At 38.5% G+C, this 17,378-nt stretch carries 13 protein-coding genes; 7 read left to right on the forward strand and 6 right to left on the reverse strand.

All coding sequences use genetic code 11. The features are described 5' to 3' along the window. Nucleotides 1–4 precede the first annotated feature (4 nt). Both hemW and rdgB read right to left on the reverse strand, forming a co-directional pair. The gene (gene hemW, locus PU02_RS02345; protein ID WP_053943911.1) at nt 5–1,192 is read right to left on the reverse strand and encodes a radical SAM family heme chaperone HemW; all 1,188 of its coding nucleotides are present in this window, start codon (nt 1,190–1,192) and stop codon (nt 5–7) included. After that, the gene (rdgB, locus tag PU02_RS02350) at nt 1,189–1,842 is read right to left on the reverse strand and encodes an RdgB/HAM1 family non-canonical purine NTP pyrophosphatase (RefSeq protein ID WP_053943912.1); all 654 of its coding nucleotides are present in this window, start codon (nt 1,840–1,842) and stop codon (nt 1,189–1,191) included. Before rdgB ends, hemW begins: the two co-directional genes overlap by 4 nt. Before the next feature lie 540 nt (nt 1,843–2,382). On the opposite strand from rdgB, the gene hrcA reads away from it, so the two are divergent. Together hrcA and grpE are read left to right on the forward strand one after the other, a co-directional pair. Next, entirely contained in the window at nt 2,383–3,462 is a 1,080-nt protein-coding gene (gene hrcA / locus PU02_RS02355) for a heat-inducible transcriptional repressor HrcA (RefSeq protein ID WP_053943913.1), read from the forward strand. A 115-nt stretch (nt 3,463–3,577) separates the two neighbouring features. Further along, nucleotides 3,578–4,219, forward strand: a complete 642-nt coding sequence (gene grpE / locus PU02_RS02360; RefSeq protein WP_053943914.1) for a nucleotide exchange factor GrpE — start codon at nt 3,578–3,580, stop codon at nt 4,217–4,219. 158 nt (nt 4,220–4,377) lie between these two features. Here the strand turns inward: grpE and PU02_RS02365 are convergent, their stop codons facing one another. The 3 genes from PU02_RS02365 to PU02_RS02380 form a co-directional block, all read right to left on the reverse strand. Then, nucleotides 4,378–6,153 (reverse strand): sensor histidine kinase, encoded by a 1,776-nt coding sequence (locus PU02_RS02365; protein ID WP_053943915.1) that lies wholly within the window; start codon nt 6,151–6,153, stop codon nt 4,378–4,380. A 39-nt stretch (nt 6,154–6,192) separates the two neighbouring features. Continuing rightward, complete coding sequence (locus PU02_RS02370; RefSeq protein WP_053943916.1) at nt 6,193–6,915, reverse strand: response regulator transcription factor; 723 nt, start codon at nt 6,913–6,915, stop codon at nt 6,193–6,195. 636 nt (nt 6,916–7,551) lie between these two features. Continuing rightward, nucleotides 7,552–8,073, reverse strand: a complete 522-nt coding sequence (locus PU02_RS02380) for a copper chaperone PCu(A)C (protein WP_053943918.1) — start codon at nt 8,071–8,073, stop codon at nt 7,552–7,554. 684 nt (nt 8,074–8,757) lie between these two features. On the opposite strand from PU02_RS02380, the gene dnaK reads away from it, so the two are divergent. The 5 genes from dnaK to lepA all read left to right on the forward strand — a co-directional run bounded on the left by dnaK (nt 8,758) and on the right by lepA (nt 16,493). Continuing rightward, nucleotides 8,758–10,644, forward strand: coding sequence for a molecular chaperone DnaK (gene dnaK / locus PU02_RS02385; RefSeq protein WP_053943919.1), 1,887 nt, complete (start codon nt 8,758–8,760; stop codon nt 10,642–10,644). Nucleotides 10,645–10,802: 158 nt separating this feature from the next. Beyond that, nucleotides 10,803–11,948, forward strand: coding sequence for a molecular chaperone DnaJ (gene dnaJ, locus PU02_RS02390; protein ID WP_053943920.1), 1,146 nt, complete (start codon nt 10,803–10,805; stop codon nt 11,946–11,948). Between the two features lie 479 nt (nt 11,949–12,427). After that, nucleotides 12,428–13,333, forward strand: coding sequence for an acetylglutamate kinase (argB, locus tag PU02_RS02395; protein WP_053943921.1), 906 nt, complete (start codon nt 12,428–12,430; stop codon nt 13,331–13,333). Between the two features lie 34 nt (nt 13,334–13,367). Further along, nucleotides 13,368–14,279, forward strand: a complete 912-nt coding sequence (locus PU02_RS02400; protein ID WP_053944630.1) for a DMT family transporter — start codon at nt 13,368–13,370, stop codon at nt 14,277–14,279. Between the two features lie 408 nt (nt 14,280–14,687). Continuing rightward, complete coding sequence (gene lepA / locus PU02_RS02405; protein ID WP_053944631.1) at nt 14,688–16,493, forward strand: translation elongation factor 4; 1,806 nt, start codon at nt 14,688–14,690, stop codon at nt 16,491–16,493. Between the two features lie 30 nt (nt 16,494–16,523). Here lepA and dapD read toward each other — a convergent pair whose 3' ends face one another. Further along, a complete protein-coding gene (gene dapD, locus PU02_RS02410; RefSeq protein ID WP_053943922.1) occupies nt 16,524–17,372 on the reverse strand; it encodes a 2,3,4,5-tetrahydropyridine-2,6-dicarboxylate N-succinyltransferase in 849 nt (282 codons plus the stop codon). Between the last annotated feature and the right edge of the window lie 6 nt (nt 17,373–17,378).

Consider the following 17,378-nt stretch of genomic DNA (forward strand, 5'->3'; position numbering starts at 1 on the left):
AACTTTAATATGTTAGTTGATTAACGATATAATTGAGAAAGATGCGCCCTGTACTTGTTACTTTTAAGCGCTGATTATTGGTAATTTCTACTAACCCTTGTTGTTGTAAATCAGTGAGTTTTAGTGGTGATAGGCTTTTCGAGCGTAAGGTATTGTAACGTGTAAGATCAAGTCCTTCTGAGAGTCGCAAACCCATGAGCAGCATTTCATCGGCCTGTTGTTCTTTTGTTAATTCCTCTGTCTCAATGCAACCATGACCTGTAGTTTCTACGAGCTTGAGCCAGCGTTCAGGATTTCTCTCATTCATTGTGACATGACGTGTTTCATTTAAAAGAATTTCAGATAAGGAATGATAATCCTTGGATGAATGTATTATGAAGCGTCCATGTGCCCCTGGACCAAATCCTGCATATTCATGATAGCGCCAATAAAGCAGATTATGGCATGATTCTGCGCCAGGAATCGCATGATTTGAAATTTCATAAGCTGGAAGATTATGTTTAGTAGTTATTTCTTGAGTAAGATTATAAAGATTTGCTGCCAATTCTGGTGTAGGGAGAATCAATTTTCCTGCAGCATGGAGTCGTTTAAAAAGGGTGCCATTTTCAATAGTGAGTTGATATAGGGAGAGATGGTCTGCTGCTAAATCAATGGCTTGAGAGAGTTCATTTTTCCATCGTTTGAGTGTTTGTTTTGGACGGGCATAAATCAAATCAAAAGAAATACGTGGGAAAATTTTACGTGCTAAAGTAATCGCGTGGAGAGCTTGTTTAACATCATGAAGACGGCCAAGTTGTTTTAAATCTTCATCATTGAGTGCTTGTATACCTAAAGACAAACGATTGACACCTGCTGTGCGGTAACCATAGAAGCGATCCGCTTCCACGCTGGAGGGATTTGCTTCTAATGTGATTTCAGTTTGATCATCAACGGTCCAATTTTTTGCGACAGCTTGTAATAAGGCACTTACGGTGTGAGGTGTCATAAGAGAAGGGGTTCCACCACCAAAAAAAATACTCGTAATATAGCGTTGTCCTATTGCATTATACTGAGTTGCCATTTCGCGTTCAAAAGCAGTTATGAAACGTTGTTGATCGACATTATTTATGCGAACATGTGAATTAAAATCACAGTAAGGACATTTAGCTGCACAAAAGGGCCAGTGAATGTAAATGCCAAATGGTTTAGTCATTTGCTCACCAGAATGTTGTCTGCAAAAAGTTTGAAAGCGCGTGAACGGTGAGAGAGAGGAGTTTCATTTTCATTATTGAACTTCCAGCCGTGTTTTTGTTTTGCAGACATTTCTCCGAAGCTTTTTTCATGTCCATCTGGTAAAAAAATGGGGTCAAAACCAAAACCTTTATCTCCACGAGGTGGCCAAATGAACGTTCCCTCAACACATCCACGAAAATAATCTGCATAACCATCAGGCCATGCGATACAGATAACGGATATAAAGCGGCATCTTCGATGACTTTTTTTTAAGGCTCCAACTTTTTGGAGTTCATTTTCTATTTTTTGCATGGCTTTTAAAAAATCACGCGTACCATCAGGTTGAAGTGCCCAATCAGCTGTATAAACTCCTGGAGCTCCATTTAAGGCATCAATTTCCATGCCAGAATCATCTGCTAAAGCAGGAAGGCCTGTAATTTTTGAAGCTGCAAAGGCTTTGATGTATGCGTTTTCTTCAAATGTTGTGCCAGTTTCTTCGGGTTCATGAAGATTAAGTTCTGCAGCTGACTGTATCGTAAAATCAAAAGGGGCAATCAATTCAGAAATTTCACGTAATTTTCCGGTATTGTGTGTGGCAATAACGAGTTTTTTATCAGGTATGCATCTCATATCTATTCTTCCTAAAAACGAGAATTAATTTTTAATAAAATTTTTATCGTGGCATGATGATAAGCTAAGAAATATCAATATTAACAAAAGAACAAGAACGGTATCACCAAAAATTCTTTTTAACATTCACAAAAATTTTCTAGACCGTTATAATATTATTGACGATGGTTTTTAAATTATCCTTATACGTTAATGGTGTATTCTGTACGAATCGTGAACATTAAAAATATTGAAGTATGTTATTGAGAGATGTGCTCTTCTGTATTTTCAGCTAGTCTAGGTTATTGTAAATATGAATATTACGGGACTCTATAAAATTAAGATATCTCTGTAAATTTGCTCATTAAAGTATTTATAGAAGGATGTTTAAGTTTTATGAGAGAGTAAAGATCGGAAAATACATTAAGAGTTTTTTGGTAGAAAGAATATCTTTTGAGGTAAATTACACAATATGTTGATAGAATGAATAAAAGTAGTTTGGTCAAGTTTTGATGGAGCTTGTATTTTTTATTAAGAAAAAAATATTATTAAAGTGGTAATATGAAGGTGACAAAACAGATCTCTATTGCAGATGGATTGAAGGGGCTTGATGAGCGTTCACGCGATATTTTTCGCCACATTGTTGAAGCTTATCTCAGTGATGGTGAACCAGTGGGATCACGCAATCTTTCGCGTCTTTTACAGCAAACACTATCACCTGCAACGATCCGCAACGTTATGAGTGATCTTGAGCATCTTGGTTTAATTTATGCACCACATGTTTCTGCGGGACGTATGCCAACACAACCAGGGTTACGATTTTTTATAGATGCTTTTATGGAAGTGGGTTGTTTACCACCAGAAGAGCGTGAAAATATTGAAGCTCAAATAAAAGAAGCCGATCATACACAATCCGCTGAACATTTTTTGGTTCAAGCTAGCCAAATCCTTTCAGATCTTTCACGCGGAGCTGGGTTAGTTTTAGCAATGAAACATGAGGGTACGTTAAAGCACATCGAATTTGTGCGCCTTGACAACCAAAATGCTCTCGCAATTTTAGTAACGCAAAGTGGTGAAATTGAGAACCGGATTGTTCATTTGCCAGAAGGTGTGACACATTCGCAAGTAGTGGAAGCAACAAATTTTCTTAATGCTCATATTCAGGGGCGCACACTCAGAGAAGCTAAGATAGAGATTGAGCATCTATGTGCAGAAACACGAGATGCACTTGATCAATTATCCCATCGTCTTGTTAAAATGGGTCTAGCCCTTTGGGGGGGAGAAGATGAAGATCGTAAGATGCATTTTATTGTTCGTGGACGGAGCAATTTGTTAGAAGATGTGAAGGCGGAAGAAGATTTAGAGCGTTTGAGGTGTTTGTTTGACGATCTTGAAACGCGTGAGAGTATGGCACAATTGCTTAGTTTAGCTGATGAAGGTTTAGGCGTTCGCATTTTTATAGGTTCAGAGAATAAATTATTTTCACTTTCTGGTTCTTCTTTAGTGGTAGCGCCTTATTGTGATACGCAGCAAAAAGTGGTTGGTGCTTTAGGTGTCATTGGACCAACACGGCTTAATTATGCAAGAATTGTACCTATGGTTGATTACACAGCTCAGCTTATGTCTCAGCTGTTGCGTTGATGTATCTTAGGTGTTTTTGGATGTTCATTGTGCTAGGATGAAAAAATTCCTCTTGATTTTTGGGTATAAAATTTCGATATCGGGGGTAGCAAATCTTATGAAGGGATAGAATTTTATGTTTGACGAAAAAAGCAAATTTACGGATGTTTCATGTGAAAACCAAGAAAATTCTGATACTCTCGAGCAAGCTGTGGGTGATGATGTAGAAGCACATAAGGAAGAAGTTTGCACGGGTGTTGAAGAAGAAAAAAGTGAATCTATAGATCCTTTAACTGCTCTGCAGGACGAGAATAGGAAACTGAAGGATCAAATTTTGCGTTTTGCCGCGGATATGGAAAATCTTCGCCGTCGTACGATGCGTGATGTTGCCGACGCAAAGGCCTATTCAATTGCCAGTTTTGCTCGTGATATGTTATCTGTTTCTGATAACCTTAATCGAGCTTTAGAAGCTATTCCAGAGGGCGCACGTGAAAATGACGCTGGTTTAAAGGCATTGGCTGAAGGTGTTGAAATGACTGAGCGTGCCATGATGTCAGCTTTAGAACGTCATGGGGTGAAAAAAATATGTCCAGAGGGACAAAAATTTGATCCTAATTTTCACCAAGCAATGTTTGAGATTGCCAATTCTGATGTTCCAGATAACACGATACAACAGGTTGTTCAGGCAGGTTATACTATAGGGGATCGTGTTTTGCGTCCTGCAATGGTTGGTGTTGCGAAAGGAGGAGCGCGGGAGGCTTCTACTGAAAGTAATTAGGCATAGATTGTCTTCAAATTATCTTGTGTACGACACTGTCTTTTTTTTAGTTAGAAAAGATCTTGAAGAAGATGATGCTCGTGGAGCATTGAAGTCGTTTTAGAGGTGGCGAAAAATAGATTTTGTAGGTACTGTATATATTCATTGGAATGAAGGTGCTATTTTATAAGAGGTAACATAATAATAAAGCGTGCGCCAGTTCTGCCATTTTCAAGGGTGGAGTCAGTGATATTTTCAGCTGTGAGGGTTCCGTTGTGAGCTTCAATAATTTGTCTGCTGATAAAAAGACCCAATCCAGAGTTTTGTCCAAATGTATCTTCGTGCGGCCTGTCTGTGTAAAAGCGTTCAAAGATATGGTCAATACTCTCTAAACGAATGCCAGGGCCATTATCTTCAACGGTTAAGATGAGTGTTGAGTCTCTATTTTGCATAGTAACGCAAATCTTTCCATCGTTTTGAGGAACAAAAGAGCGTGCGTTTGCAAGGAGGTTAGAAATGACCTGCCCCAGTCGGAGTTCATGTCCTAAAACAAGATAACGTTTACTATAGGTATTGGGAATGATATCCAAGCTAACATCTATTGTTTGCTGATTGCGGTACACTTCACATACAGCACGAATGAGGTTCTCTAAGAATATTTCCATGTCAACAATTTGTGCGGTTTCACGGGCAAGCTCTGCATCAAGACGTGAAGCGTCAGAAATATCGGTAATTAAACGGTCAAGGCGACGTACGTCATGTTGAATAATTTCACATAATTTTTTTTGTGCTGCTTCATTTTTGGTGAGTGGCAATGTTTCAACAGCACTACGTAGTGAAGTAAGCGGATTTTTTAGTTCATGGCTTACATCCGCGGCAAAGCGTTCAATAGCTTCAATACGTGTATAGAGAGCGTTCGTCATATCACGTATAGATGTTGAAAGGTGACCAATTTCATCTTCTCGGTCTGAAAAATCTGGAATCTCCACACGTTTATTTTTTCCATGACGCACACGGTTGGCATAGATAGACAATCTACTTAGCGGATAAGCAATAGTATGGGCCAAAAGTAAAGAGAGTAATAAAAGTACACTGCCGACAATTGCAAAGACTTTGAAAATAACAAGTCTTTGTCCCTTCACTATGTTATCAATATCCGAACTGACAGTTGAAAGAAGAAGAGCTCCCACTACGGCACGATAACGTTGAACAGGAACAGCAACTGAAACAATTAATTGACCTTGTTTATTACGTCGCTTAGCTGTTGCAGAAGAACCGTGCAATGCCTTATAAATTTCTGGATGGATGTCTTCATAACCTTTTGCATATTCCTTATCAAGGGTAAGGCCACCACCGTGCAGTGTATTTGAAAACCACGAATATAATCGATTCCATAACAGGTGTTTTTTAGTTTCTAGAGGTGGTAAATCGTAGCTAAAAACCTCACCTCCAGAGTAGAGAACACGTGAATCGAGGAGCAGAGTAGCATCACGATCATAAATTCGTGCTCTTGTTGCTTTAGGTGTGATGATTCGACGTAAAAGTGGTGCAACCAACTCAGAATTAATAGGAAAATCCCAGGTATCAGTTGATTGAGGCGCTGGCGTAATGCTTTCTCCAGCTTTTAATTCCAGAAGTTTTTGAGGATCAATTAGAGCAGGATTTGTATCTACTGTTGCGGAGTCGGCAATAGCTTCAGCAATAATTTTTCCCTGAGTGCGCAAACTTTCAATTTTTGTTTCAATTAAACCATCACGAAATTGGTTTAGATAAAGAATACTTGTAACCAAAACACAAAGAGCAGCCAGATTTAAAATGACAATACGACGTGTCAAGCTAGAAAAAAACAGCTGTCTGAAAAGACGTTTCATCCGAGAATACCAATAGGTTAGCACGGAAAACCATGCTGGGTGAATATCATTTGGTAATCTTTTGAGTTGAATATCTCTTGTCATCGATTCTGTTATTGTTTAACCTGTTGCAGCACGATAGCCTTATGCTTCATGGAAACGATAGCCAACACCATACAGTGTTTCGATCATTGCAAAATTATCATCCACTTGTTTAAATTTTTTACGCAACCGTTTGATGTGACTGTCAATGGTTCGATCATCTACATAGATTTGATCATTGTAGGCAGCATCCATCAAAGCATCGCGGCTCTTAACCACTCCGGGTCTTTGTGCTAGAGTCTGAAGAATTAAAAATTCTGTAACTGTCAAAACAACAGGCTTATCTTTCCATGTACAAGTATGGCGTTCCTGATCCATCACAAGATCTCCATGCTTGAAAGAGGAAGCAGGTAATGTTCCTGCCGAGATTGGTTGGTTTCGCGCATTTGAACGGCGCAGAATAGCCTTGACTCTTTCGATGAGAAGGCGTTGAGAAAAGGGTTTTGTAATAAAATCATCTGCTCCCATCTTAAGTCCGAAAAGCTCATCAATCTCATCGTCTTTGGAGGTAAGAAAGATGACAGGGATGTCAGATTTTTGACGAAGTCGACGCAAGAGCTCCATACCATCCATCCGAGGCATTTTAATATCAAAAATGGCTAGATGTGGGGGATGCATTGTCAGACCTTTAAGTGCAGAAGCTCCATCCGTATAGCTTTCAACACGATAGCCTTCTGTTTCGAGTGCAAAAGATAAAGATGTCAAAATGTTGCGATCATCGTCAACAAGTACGATTGTTTGGGTGATCGGTTGAGTATTTTTCATGATCTCTTGAACCTTTCTATTGCTTTAATAAAAAATGCCTACACTTAAAATTTTGTAGAGATTTATGTTTTTTTAAAACAAATATGGTGCAAATTGTGGCAAAGGCAAAACACCCTTATATTTACTAGCGCGAAGACACCCTTATTCTTGTAGTTTTTGAATATCTTTAAAGTTATGTTTTTTACTACGGTATAATATTCTTATTGCAATATTTTTCTATTAAAATTGACAAAAATTTTGTACAAAATATAGACAAAATATGTCTCTATTTACCCATGAGGGAGGTTTTGAGGGATTTTTAACCTTGTTGAAACCGTCATGGATAGCATTTGCCATTATAAATGAAAAAATAGTGATTCTAAAATGTAAGATTTGTTTCAATGAAAAACTAATATTCAGGTTAGGGAAGAGTCAAATTAAAAGACAAAAGAATATTTAGAAATATAGTTTTTTATCATCAATACGAGTTAACAAAGTGGTGATCGGTTTTAATTGTGGAAAGTACCTCAAACGATCTTTGAGAACTTTGTTCAATGAGCCACTTGTACTTCAGGGGAGGCATTATCCAAAATTTTACATAAAATGCAATACAAACCGATTTCATGTTTTTATCGTATAACGAGAAATGAAGACAACTTAATGATGATGGTGAGATTCAGAAGATGGTGCTTCTTTCATAATATCTGCTACAGTGAAGTCAATATCTACAACACCTGCTTTTTCAAAAACCAGTCTTGCGTGAATTTTATCACCTCTTTTAAATGGTTGTGAAAGACCCATAAACATAACATGGTTTCCACCACGCTTCAGTTTAGTTTCGCCATAGCCTGGAATTTCAATACCATGAGTGAGCTTTTCCATTTGCACAATGTCATTATTCGCTGACAAGGAGTGAATCTCTGTTGTTTGCACCCCATCTGTTTCAATAGAGATAAGCCAGTCAGGAGTTGGACCATGGTTAATTATGTGAAAATAACCACTGTTTGTTCTTGCATTCTTGAGTGTTTCGCGTGTCCAAGGTCGAATAATTTCTATATCACCAATATTGTACTTATTGGCATTGACGGGTGAAGCAATAAGAGCAAAAATAAATGCATAAAAAGCACAAATAATAACATTCCTGCTAGCAAATTTTGTGTGAGGAGCATATGTAAGCATAACGCTCTCCGTAGGAAACTAGAATTACAATTTTTCTTACTTTCGGTGTTAAGTGAATTTCACAAAGAAAAGTTCCTAATTACATAGGCATAAAGAGAAAGTGTAATTCAAATAATACAATATAAAGACAATCCAAAAATTAAAGTAATTTTTTACATGTATCTTCGATGACAGAGATGAATATATACAAGTATACGTATAAGTAAAGGAAAAGTTCTATTCGATATTTTTAAATGTTTTTAATTATATAAAAAATTATTTTAGCTATTAAACACTGTTCGGAATTTATGTATAATTGATATTTTATATGTAAAAATAGTTTTTGAAGAAATTTTTCTGAATTATGGCGCATAATTTTGGGAAAGAAGACACCAAGAGGGCGTAAATAATAATTTATTAATTTTCTCAATATTGATGATATTGCCTATGTTAAATATTAATGTTTATGGTGTTTATTAGAGACATGATTCCTTAAAGTTAATGCATGTTTAAAAAAATATTTTAGGAAAATTTCTCCCTTGTAGGGATAAGAAGCTGCTCTTATATACCAGGTAACAGCAATTTATTATGATTTTTGAGTTATTTCGTCTGAAATTGGGTTACAGACTATGAATGTGAATAAGGAGCTGTTTTAAGAAAATGCTTAGTAACGGTTTGAACAGCTTGCTGAATGGAGATTAAAATATGGTGAAAGTAATAGGGATCGATTTGGGGACAACTAACTCTTGTGTTTCTGTCATGGATGGTAAGAGTGCGAAGGTTATTGAGAATTCAGAAGGGGCACGGACGACGCCTTCCGTTGTTGCATTCACTGATAGTGATGAGCGGCTTGTAGGCCAACCTGCTAAACGTCAGGCTGTTACCAATCCTGAAGGAACTGTTTTTGCGGTTAAACGCTTGATTGGGCGTCGCTTTGATGATCCTATGGTTGAGAAAGATAAAACTCTAGTACCTTATAAGATTGTCAAAGGTGATAATGGTGATGCATGGGTTGAAGAGGCTGGCAAAAAATATTCCCCATCACAAATTTCAGCTATGATTTTGCAAAAGATGAAAGAAACCGCAGAGTCTTATCTTGGTGAGAAAGTAGAGCAGGCGGTCATTACTGTTCCTGCTTATTTCAATGATGCACAACGTCAAGCAACTAAGGATGCTGGTAAAATCGCTGGCCTTGAGGTGTTGCGGATCATCAATGAACCTACAGCTGCTGCCTTAGCGTATGGTCTGGATAAGAAGGATGGAAAAACAATAGCTGTTTACGACCTTGGTGGTGGCACGTTTGATATTTCTGTACTTGAAATTGGAGATGGTGTTTTTGAGGTTAAATCGACCAATGGGGATACATTCCTCGGTGGTGAAGACTTTGATATGCGTTTGGTAAGTTATTTTGCGGACGAATTTAAGAAGGAACAAGGAATTGATCTAAAAAATGATAAATTAGCTTTACAGCGTTTGAAAGAAGCAGCAGAAAAAGCAAAAATTGAGCTTTCTTCTTCGCAGCAAACCGAAGTTAATTTGCCGTTCATTACTGCTGATCAATCTGGTCCTAAGCATTTAACCATGAAGTTAACTCGGGCGAAATTTGAAGCTCTCGTTGAAGATTTAGTGCAACGTACTATTGAACCTTGTAAGGCTGCATTAAAAGATGCGGGATTAAGTGCTAACGAGATTGATGAGGTTGTTCTGGTCGGTGGTATGACTCGTATGCCCAAAATTCAGGACGTAGTGAAAAAGTTCTTTGGTAAAGATCCTCATAAAGGTGTTAACCCTGATGAAGTTGTAGCTATGGGTGCTGCCATTCAAGGAGGGGTTTTGCAGGGTGATGTGAAGGATGTGTTGCTTCTGGACGTTACACCTTTGTCTTTAGGTATTGAGACATTGGGTGGAGTGTTTACACGTTTGATTGAACGGAATACCACTATTCCAACGAAGAAGTCGCAAACTTTTTCAACAGCGGATGATAATCAGAGTGCAGTTACTATTCGTGTTTTCCAAGGTGAGCGCGAAATGGCCAGTGACAATAAATTATTAGCCCAATTTGATCTTGTTGGCATTCCACCTGCACCGCGTGGTATGCCTCAGATTGAAGTTACATTTGATATTGATGCGAATGGTATCGTAAATGTTTCGGCTAAAGATAAGGGTACAGGTAAGGAACATCAGATTCGTATTCAAGCGTCAGGTGGTCTAAGCGATGCTGATATTGAGAATATGGTGAAGGATGCAGAAGCGCATGCGGCTGAGGACAAGAAACGTCGCGAGGGTGTAGAAGTTAAGAATCAGGCGGAATCCCTTATACATTCAACGGAAAAATCGCTGACTGAATATGGCGATAAGGTATCGACGGATGACAAAAGTCAGATTGAAACAGCAATAGCTGATTTGAAAACTGCGCTTGGAGGGGATGATACTGAAGAAGTAAAAACAAAGATGCAAAAATTAGCAGAAGTTAGCATGAAGCTTGGACAGGCTATGTACGAAGCGTCGAATGCGTCTGCAGAGACTACTGCTAGTGATAGCGAGAATGTTGTTGATGCTGATTTTGAAGAAGTTAATGACAAAAAGAAGTAGTTGAAGTTAGTGCATTGATAGGCTGATAAACCCAGTCTGTGGAATATAGGGCTGGGTTTTATTCTGAGGGGTAGTTGTTATTCTGGTATTGACACAACATAGGTCGAAAACGGCTGCTATCTTAGAATGGATAACGGAGAATTTATCAGGAATACATGATGAAAATTGATTATTATGAAGCTCTTGGTGTAACGCGTGACTGTGATGATAAAAAGCTGAAATCTGCTTTTCGCAAGCTTGCAATGCAATATCATCCTGATCGTAATCCAGGGGACAAAGAAGCGGAACGAAAATTTAAAGAAATCGGTGAAGCCTACGAAATTTTAAAAGATCCTCAAAAGCGGGCTGCTTATGATAGATTTGGTCATGCAGCTTTTGATAATAACAACCGTGGAGGAACAGGTCCGTTTAGTGGTGGCTTTTCTACAAGCGGTGGTTTTTCAGATATTTTTGAGGATTTTTTTGGCGATATAATGGGTGGTGGGCGCCGTAGGCGCAGTGACGGTCATGAACGTGGTGCAGATTTAAGCTACAATATGGAAGTGACATTGGAGGAAGCATTTGCAGGGAAGACTGCCCAAATTAATATTCCAAGTTCTGTTATGTGCAGTGTTTGTGAGGGTTCGGGGACCAAAAAAGGTTCTAAACCACAGGCATGTGGAATGTGTCACGGGGCAGGACGTGTGCGTGCTTCACAAGGATTTTTTTCCATTGAGCAGACATGTCCCAAATGTCATGGCCGTGGTGAAATAATTACAGACCCATGTTTAAAATGTCATGGTACAAGACGTGTGGAAGAAAATCGTTCATTACGTGTTAATATTCCAGCGGGGATTGAAGATGGAACTCGTGTTCGCCTTTCCGGTGAAGGTGATGCTGGTATTCATGGTGGTTCTTCCGGTGATCTTTATATTTTTCTTTCCATTAAGCCACACGAATTTTTCCAACGAGAAGGAGCGGATCTTCATTGTAGTGTTCCTATTTCAATGACAACAGCTGCCTTAGGAGGGGAATTTGAAGTCATTGATCTTGAAGGAGTTAAAGCACGAGTTAAAGTTCCGGAGGGGACGCAAAACGGTCGTCAATTCCGCCTTAAAGGTAAGGGAATGCCCTTATTGCGTCAACAAGTGAGGGGCGATCTTTATATTCACATTACAATTGAGACACCACAAAAATTGACATCGGAACAACGTGAGCTTTTACAGAAATTTGATCAACTTTCAAATCATGAAAATTCACCACAATCCTACGGGTTTTTTTCACGCATGAGAGAATTTTTCGACAATATTTCTGGCCATAATTAGTTTTCTGTATGTGCAGATAGGGGATGATTGTAAAAAACAGAGTAATTTTTTAGAAAATGATGCATTAATGAGATCTGGGAGGTAAAGGTTTTTAAGAGATTGTTAAGAAATCTCCTAAAATGCAGAAGATATGGATATAGTTTATAATTTCATGGAGCTTTTGGCATAGATGACAAAAGCGGAGTGCCATGAAGGTCTATTTATAATAGGTGTATCAATTAACTTAAATTATGCAATTATGAAGAATTTGTCTCATAATACTTTATTGAATGTTTCGTAACAGTGCGTTTATCGGCGATTGTTACATGTAAATGAAGTAATGTTATTTAGCTACTGTTGAAGTAAGAGGGGTATATTATTTTTTTATTTAACAGAGATTTTGGGCATATTTTAAAATAAACAAAGATTATTCTAGAATTTTCTTTTACTTTTTCTAAATTTCGTTAAGAGAGGGTAAAGATGGTTAGGAGATTCTTTTGATGGATAACATTGCGGATGTTAATGGAGATGTTTTGGAAAAACAAGCAGCATTTTTATCATCTGCTTTACCTTATATGCAGAAGTATGAAAATAAGACGGTTGTTGTAAAATATGGTGGACACGCTATGGGTGACCCTGCTTTGGGTCAGGCATTTGCGCGTGATATTGCTTTATTAAAACAGTCGGGTGTTAATCCCATTGTTGTGCATGGCGGAGGTCCACAAATTGCTAAGATTCTTAAAAAAATGGGCATTGAATCGCGGTTTGAAAATGGATTACGCGTGACGGATGAAAGAATCATTGAAGTTGTTGAAATGGTATTAGCAGGTTCAATTAATAAGGAAATTGTTGCTCTTATCAATGCTGAAGGAGAATGGGCGATTGGCCTTTGTGGGAAAGATGGCAATATGGTTTTTGCTGAAAAGGCTCATAAGACTGCGATTGATCCTAATTCACATATTGAACGTGTTTTAGATTTAGGGTTTGTAGGTGAACCTGTTGAAATTGATAGAACATTGCTGGATCTTTTGGCTTGTTCTGCAATGATTCCAGTCATCGCTCCTATTGCTCCAGGTCGTGATGGTAAGACCTACAATATTAATGCTGATGTTTTTTCTGGAGCGATTGCTGGAGCTTTAGAGGCTAAGCGTCTTTTGTTTTTAACAGATGTTCCTGGTGTTTTGGATAAAGAGGGTAGGATTTTGAAGGAATTAACAATTACTGAGGCTAAAAATCTCATTAGAGATGGAACAATTTCAGGTGGTATGATTCCAAAAGTTGAAACATGCATTAGAGCTATTCAAAATGGCGTAGAAGGTGTGGTTATCTTGAATGGTAAAACTCCTCATTCTGTTTTGCTTGAGTTATTCACTGAGCACGGAGCTGGAACACTCATTGTTTCATGAAATGTGTGAGGCAAATTTGAAATGGGGTTTTTTCATGATTCAAACAAAGAGATTTCGATTTCCTTTATTGAGTAAGCAGGAGTTAGCGTTATTTTTTGTAACAATGCTTTGGGGAGTTACATTTTTAATTGTTCATATTGCGGTACGCTACAGTGGTCCTCTTTTTTTTGTGGGATTTCGTTTCGTTCTTGCAGCATGTGTAGTGGGATTAATATTTTTGCGATCGATGAAAAATTTCACTATTCATGAAATTTTTGCTGGTCTAAGTGTCGGTCTGGCAATGTTCCTTGGTTATGTTTTGCAAACAGCAGGGCTGCAGAGTATTGTCAGTAGCCAGTCGGCTTTTATTACGGCGCTTTATGTACCGATGGTTCCTATATTGCAGTGGATCTTTTTGAAAAGGCTCCCTCGTCTAACGACTTGGATTGGTGTTGTTTTTGCCTTTGTTGGGCTTATGTTCGTTTCTGGACAGGGGATAGAAGGTATTAGCTTTTCAGTAGGAGAAATTCTCACTATTTTAGGAGCTTTAGCAATAGCCGGAGAGATTATTTTGATAGGATTTTTTGCTGGAAAAGTCGATAGCCGGCGTGTTACAGTTTTGCAGTTATTTTTTGGAGGAATGTTCTCATTTTTTTGTATGCCTGTTGTGGGTGAATCTATACCTGAGTTTTCATGGGTATGGTTAAGTTCTGGTATGGGATTGGCAATGATGAGTGCTGTGATTCAGTTGACAATGAATTGGGCACAAAAGTCTATTTCACCTACACGAGCAACATTGATTTACGCAGGAGAACCTGTGTGGGCTGGTATCGTTGGGCGCCTAGCAGGAGAGCGTTTATCTATGTTGGCTTTATTGGGGGGAGGATTTATTTTAATTGGAATTATAATATCTGAGTTACAACCTTCGCAGTGGCGCAAAAAGGATAAAGTAATTTCTGAAAATTAGATAATTTTTTATGAATTTATTATTTGAGAAAAGTTAGTTGGTTGCAGTCACGCAATATCGACGTAAAATAGAGAGATTTTGATGGACGTTGCATGCTTAATTTTTAGTTGATGATTGTTACCCTACGATGTTGTTGGATGGTACGAGTATGCAATTACTTTTAGTCTTTTTAAAATGGAAGAGATTAGAAGTATCAATCAAGGTAATTTTTGTAATGAGGTTTTTTCTCACGATTGAGCGTAAAAATTACAGTATGTAAATACTGAAAAAGTAAGAGATAAAAAAATTACGCTCTTTTTTGATGATTTTTTAAATTCAAGATTATTGAGTTTCTTTACGAAAATTCTCAAAGGTAAATACATAATTGGTCTTTGCGTTTTGTATTATTCTTTGCTACATCGCTTATCTATGATAATAAATCGTAGTTATATTCGCAATTTCTCCATTGTAGCTCATATTGATCACGGAAAGTCAACTTTGGCTGACCGCTTGATTCAAATAACAGGAGGTCTCGATACGCGTGAGATGAGGGATCAGGTCCTTGATTCTATGGATATTGAGCGCGAACGTGGAATCACCATAAAGGCACAAACAGTGCGTTTGCGCTATGAGGCGAGAGATGGTGAAATATATATATTAAATCTCATAGATACGCCTGGTCATGTTGATTTTGCTTACGAGGTATCGCGCTCATTGGCTGCTTGTGAGGGTTCATTATTGGTGGTAGATGCAAGCCAAGGGGTAGAGGCACAAACATTAGCAAATGTGTATCAAGCCATTGATAATAACCACGAGTTGATTGTTGTGCTCAACAAGATTGATCTTGCTGCGGCGGAGCCTGAGCGTGTCAAAAAGCAAATTGAGGACGTCATCGGTATTGACACCTCTGAGGCTGTGGAAATCTCTGCAAAAACGGGCTTGGGTATTGTAGATGTTTTAGAAGCAATTGTTACGAAATTGCCTCCTCCACATATTGGTGAGGTTGAAAAGCCTTTAAAGGCGATGCTTATTGATAGTTGGTACGATACTTACCTTGGTGTGATAGTTCTCGTTCGAGTAATAGATGGCGTATTAAAAAAAGGCCAAACTATTCGCATGATGGATACGGGGGCGAAGTATCCGGTTGAACGAGTTGGGGTATTCACCCCAAAAATGCTTCAAGTTGATGAATTGGGGCCAGGAGAGATAGGTTTTATAACGGCTTCCATTAAGGAAGTAGCTGATACACGTGTTGGAGATACTCTGACTGAAGAACGCCATCCTTGTGAGGATGCTTTACCTGGTTTTAAACCTGCTCAGCCAGTTGTTTTTTGCGGCCTTTTTCCAGTTGATGTAGCTCAATTTGAAGATTTACGTGTAGCTATGGGAAAGTTGCGTTTAAATGATGCGAGTTTTTCTTTTGAGATGGAAACATCTGCGGCTTTAGGTTTTGGTTTTCGTTGCGGTTTCTTAGGGCTTCTTCATCTCGAAATTATTCAAGAGCGATTAGGGCGTGAATTTAATCTTGATTTAGTTGCAACAGCTCCTTCCGTTATTTATCGTATTAATATGAATGATGGCTCTGTTAAAGAATTGCATAATCCAGCAGATATGCCTGATGTCGTCAAAATTATCTCTATAGAGGAGCCGTGGATTCGGGCAACAATTATGACTCCAGATGATTATCTTGGGTCAATTCTAGAATTGTGCCAGGAGCGTCGTGGTTTGCAAATTGGCTTGAGCTATGTTGGAACACGCGCTATGGTGACGTATGATTTACCCTTGAATGAGGTTGTATTCGATTTTTATGATCGTTTAAAATCTATTTCAAAAGGGTATGCTTCTTTCGACTACCAAATGACAGATTATTCTGAAGGTGATTTGGTAAAAATGTCTATTTTGGTGAATGGGGAATCAATTGATGCACTATCAATGCTTGTGCATCGCAGTATAGCAGAGAAGCGTGGACGCTCTATGTGTGAAAAATTGAAAGATCTTATTCCACAACATATGTTTCAAATTCCAATTCAAGCTGCAATTGGTGGTAAAATCATTGCTCGTGAGACGATTCGCGCATTACGAAAAGATGTAACTGCAAAATGTTATGGTGGTGACGTTACCCGTAAGCGCAAACTTTTGGAAAAGCAAAAAGAAGGAAAGAAACGTATGCGTCAGTTCGGAAGGGTGGAGATTCCTCAATCAGCTTTCATTGAAGCTTTAAAAATGGGTGATTAATTGGAAATAAAACCTTCAAAATGGAGGTTTTCAATCGCGCAAAAGATCATTGATAGATGTTTTTTCTCGTGTTTTTTGATCAACCCGTTTAACGATAACGGCGCAATAGAGGTTAGGTCCTGCTTCACCATTTTGCAACGGTTTTCCTAGTAAAGAACCTGAAATGACAACTGAGTAAGCTGGTACTTCACCCATAAAAATTTCACCTGTTGTACGGTCAATGATCTTTGTGGATTTCCCGATGAAAACTCCCATTCCCAAGACTGCGCCCTCGCGGATAATACAACCTTCAACAACTTCAGAACGTGCACCAATAAAACAGTTATCCTCAATGATTGTTGGATTTTCTTGTAGTGGTTCCAAAACACCACCGATGCCAACACCACCAGATAAATGAACGTTTTTACCAATTTGTGCGCAAGAACCCACAGTAGTCCATGTATCAACCAAAGTTCCTTCACCGACATGAGCTCCAAGATTGACAAAGGATGGCATGAGTATGACATTGGGTGCAATGTAGGCGGAATGACGCACAATGGCTCCAGGAACTGAACGAAAACAAGCCTGTTCGAAGTCATTTTCTTTCCAACCAGAGAATTTTGAAGGTATCTTATCCCACCAATATGATTCATTCATGCCGCCAGAAATGGTACGCATAGGGTTAAGCCGAAAGGACAAAAGCACAGCTTTCTTTAACCATTGGTGAGTTTTCCACTGACCATTTTCTTGGCGTTCTGCTACACGAATTTTACCATTGTCGAGAAGGTTTAGGGTATGCTCAACACTATCGCGGACTTCTCCTTTTGTTTTTGTGTTAAGGGAATTACGATCAATAAATGCTTTTTCAATAATTTCTTGAAGCTGTATTAAGTTAGTCATTGTCGA

This window comes from Bartonella ancashensis, assembly GCF_001281405.1.
Taxonomy (GTDB): domain Bacteria; phylum Pseudomonadota; class Alphaproteobacteria; order Rhizobiales; family Rhizobiaceae; genus Bartonella; species Bartonella ancashensis.

Coding starts and splice junctions, on each gene's coding strand:
- hemW (WP_053943911.1), bottom strand. CDS start 1,192: ATGACTAAACCATTTGGCATTTACATTCACTGGCCCTTTTGTGCAGCT.
- rdgB (WP_053943912.1), bottom strand. CDS start 1,842: ATGAGATGCATACCTGATAAAAAACTCGTTATTGCCACACACAATACC.
- hrcA (WP_053943913.1), top strand. CDS start 2,383: ATGAAGGTGACAAAACAGATCTCTATTGCAGATGGATTGAAGGGGCTT.
- grpE (WP_053943914.1), top strand. CDS start 3,578: ATGTTTGACGAAAAAAGCAAATTTACGGATGTTTCATGTGAAAACCAA.
- PU02_RS02365 (WP_053943915.1), bottom strand. CDS start 6,153: ATGACAAGAGATATTCAACTCAAAAGATTACCAAATGATATTCACCCA.
- PU02_RS02370 (WP_053943916.1), bottom strand. CDS start 6,915: ATGAAAAATACTCAACCGATCACCCAAACAATCGTACTTGTTGACGAT.
- PU02_RS02380 (WP_053943918.1), bottom strand. CDS start 8,073: ATGCTTACATATGCTCCTCACACAAAATTTGCTAGCAGGAATGTTATT.
- dnaK (WP_053943919.1), top strand. CDS start 8,758: ATGGTGAAAGTAATAGGGATCGATTTGGGGACAACTAACTCTTGTGTT.
- dnaJ (WP_053943920.1), top strand. CDS start 10,803: ATGAAAATTGATTATTATGAAGCTCTTGGTGTAACGCGTGACTGTGAT.
- argB (WP_053943921.1), top strand. CDS start 12,428: ATGGATAACATTGCGGATGTTAATGGAGATGTTTTGGAAAAACAAGCA.
- PU02_RS02400 (WP_053944630.1), top strand. CDS start 13,368: ATGATTCAAACAAAGAGATTTCGATTTCCTTTATTGAGTAAGCAGGAG.
- lepA (WP_053944631.1), top strand. CDS start 14,688: ATGATAATAAATCGTAGTTATATTCGCAATTTCTCCATTGTAGCTCAT.
- dapD (WP_053943922.1), bottom strand. CDS start 17,372: ATGACTAACTTAATACAGCTTCAAGAAATTATTGAAAAAGCATTTATT.